Annotated in this window: 3 protein-coding genes and 1 pseudogene; all 4 read right to left on the bottom strand. The window is 68.5% G+C overall.

Translation table 11 applies throughout. The annotated features are described in order from the left end of the window. A pseudogene (locus H5J30_RS25035) lies at positions 1-264 on the bottom strand (hypothetical protein); the annotation flags it as partial. After that, complete coding sequence (locus H5J30_RS25030; RefSeq protein ID WP_181789621.1) at positions 261-647, bottom strand: BlaI/MecI/CopY family transcriptional regulator; 387 nt, start codon at positions 645-647, stop codon at positions 261-263. The gene H5J30_RS25030 and the pseudogene H5J30_RS25035, both read right to left, overlap by 4 nt. Positions 648-1,524: 877 nt before the next feature. Then, positions 1,525-2,256 (bottom strand): DUF7873 family protein, encoded by a 732-nt coding sequence (locus H5J30_RS25025; protein WP_181789620.1) that lies wholly within the window; start codon positions 2,254-2,256, stop codon positions 1,525-1,527. 322 nt (positions 2,257-2,578) lie between these two features. Next, on the bottom strand, positions 2,579-2,902 hold a 324-nt coding region (locus H5J30_RS25020), incomplete at its 5' end, for a WYL domain-containing protein (protein ID WP_181789619.1).

Raw genomic sequence — 2,902 nt, 5'->3', positions numbered from 1 at the left:
CAGGGCGGCCGGGGCGAGCGGTCCCGCGGGGGCACCGCCGGCGCTTGCGAGGTGCAGCAGGCCGGGCACCAGGCCCTGGTTGGCGGGCGCGAACACGGCGGCGAAGACCAGCCCGAGCAGGGACAGTTCCAGGGTCAGGCCGAGTGCCTGCCACGTGACGAGCGCCGTACGCGGCATCCGCGCCACCCAGCGGGCCCGGGCCAGCGGCCGCACGGCCGCCAGGCAGCAGGCCAGCATGACGGCGAAGTGCAGCAGATGGCTCATCGCCGGCGCGTGCCCTTGCCGTCCGGGTGCTCATCCGATGCCCGGTCGAGCGCGTCGCGCAGGACGTCGGCCTCCGGGTCGGAGACGGAGCGGGCGAAGTGCGCCAGGACGGCGTCGCGGTCCCCGGCCTGGGCGAGGACGTCCATCATCAGGCTGGTCACGTAGGACTCCCGGCTGGCGGCCGGGGTGTAGTGCCAGGACCGCCCGATGCGCTCGCGCTGGGCGGTCCCCTTGTGCGCCAGCCGGTCCAGCACCGTGATCACGGTGGTGTACGCCAGCGCGCGGTCCGGCAGCGCGTCGAGCACGTCCTTGGCGGTACGGGGCCGACCGGCGTCCCACAGCACGTCCATGACCGCGCGCTCCAACTCCCCAGAACGCCGCACCTGCCCGCTCCCTCCACCGCGACCGCGCTACCGCCGGACTCTACCCCACGTAGAACAACGTCTCCCGAGCCTGTCTGCACCGAAGGACGCGAGTTACACCGGCGCCTTGCGGAGACCGACGCCCGAAGCACGGCAGGCACGAGATTCGAACTCGTGAGGGTGTGAACCCAACACGCTTTCCAATTCGCCGTGCTGGTGGCCGGGGTGGGACGGCTCCGTTCTGACCTGGCGTTCCGGGGCCGGGATCAAGGCTCGTGTCCGGATGCGGACGCCCCTGAATGAGACCAAAACTGAGACCACAGCCACTGCTGACGGTCGTCGCGTTGTGATGCTCCTATGGTTCGTCAAGCCGCGCAACGACGCGAACATGCCCGAATCCGCAGCAAAAGAAGCATCCACTGGGGCAGCAGCCCCCTACCCACCGCGGCCTGACCGTTCAACCCGGTGACCCTTCCCGGTCACAGCACACGCCGCGAGCACGGTACGTGACGGAGCCCGGGAGCATGTCCAGCTCCCGGGCTCCAGCTTGCCACCCATTTGCGCACACCGGCGGCGTTCAAGAACCGCGGGTCATGTTGAGATCGACGTGTTCTGCCTTTGAACTACAGCGCCACGAGAGAGGCGCCGGAGGGACTTGAACCCCCATCCGTCGATGTTCGCCCACGTTCGGTCGATCCGGTGTTCGGCGGCGAATACTGAGACTGGAGCGAGAATCTGAGTTTCACGGGGCCGCCTCTGCCGGGCTTGGGCCACCCCCGCACGTGGTGCGGGGAGAGGGATTCGAACCCCCAACTGACACCCCTCATCAGCTTCAACATCAGTTTCAGCTTGCGCTCATCGCGCACCCTCCGCTCGCGGCGGAGGGCGTATGTGGGGGCTACCCGAAGAGGTAGCCGAATACCGCGTCACCGACCCGCTGGTCGGTGACCTCGGTGTTGTTCGCCTCCTCGCGGGCGAACTTGACGGACTGCTGGAGCTTCTCGACGCGGTCGAGGAGCTCGTTGACCCGCCGGGCGGGCAGCGCGCCGGAGAACTTCACCGTGGTCCAGTAACCGACCGGGACGTCCTCGTAGTACACCTCGACCTGCGCCGGGTGCTGCTCCGTGGCCTCGGCCTTCACATGGTTGCGCGGAACCTTCTTCGTGCGGATGGTCCGCACCGGGTCCGTCTTCCACGAGTCCGTCGAGGGGTCCAGGTTCCACGATTCGGAGGCGTCGAGCACCGGCAGCTTGCGCACGAAGGTGTGCAGGTCGGTGAGTTGCTTCTCCAGGAACAACAGGTACGGGACAGGCACCTGGGGCAACAGCACCGTACCGTCGACCACCACGTCAGCGACCGCGGACCGGTTCGCCCAGTCCTTCGTCGCGGTCACGTCGAAGAGCCGCGTCAGCGTCCCGGCGGTCGCCCGCAGAGCGTCCTCGGCCTTGATCTGCACCCGCGTGGACTCGGGCGGCAACTGCTCGCCCTCCTCGTCCTTGGGCTGGTAGGTCCGGGAGATACCGGCCAGCAGGGCGGGCTTCTGCACGTCCTGGTGAACCTGGGTGAGTTCTTGGAGGGCCTTGGACTTGACACCCTTTTCGACTGCGATGATCTGATTCAGCTTCGGCACACGGCAAACCTAACAACCGCGCGCCGCACGCACATCCGATTAAGGCTTGCCCCGCCCCTTCCGGCCAAGTGGGCGGGGCGGCGAGTGTGCCCCCGGACCGTAGCGCGAAGGTCACCAACCGTAGGGCGGCCGCCCGGCCGGTGGCCCGTGCGGTGCTGCAGATCACGGGCTGGTCGTCGACCGCGATTACGGCCCGTCAAGCATGTCACCGGCAGCATCGTCAAGGACGTGGCCAAGCCCGTCGGCAGGTTCATCCGGGAGGTAGCGCAGGGCAGGGGGAGGGGAGAGGGGGAGGCGGCGTGAGCGTAGTAGCGCGTGCGTGCTACGCGGGCATGACTCCGTGGATCCGGGAGAGGGTGAACACGCGGTCGTCGTCGCGCAGTTGGCACCAGGCGTAGAGGTAGGGCGCGTCGACTTCGAGTTCGCTGACGGTGCGTACGGTGCGGTTGCCCGAGGCGGCGACGTATTCGATGGTGACCGCTCGGCCTTCATCGACAGCATGGGCCAGTTGGCGGACGTCGGTGAGGGACAGCTGACGCGCGTGCCCGCCGATGATCTCCTCGGTGTCGCTCTCGAAAGGGACGCCGTCGTGCGGGTCGGGCTGCGGACCGGTGGGCGGGGCGGTCAGCAGCCGGGCGGCCAGGGC

Source organism: Streptomyces phytophilus, assembly GCF_013870535.1.
In the GTDB taxonomy this organism is placed as follows: Bacteria; Actinomycetota; Actinomycetes; order Streptomycetales; family Streptomycetaceae; genus Streptomyces; species Streptomyces phytophilus.
Note: the sequence above shows the minus strand (reverse complement) of the source record. Positions and strands in the feature narration are given on the sequence as shown.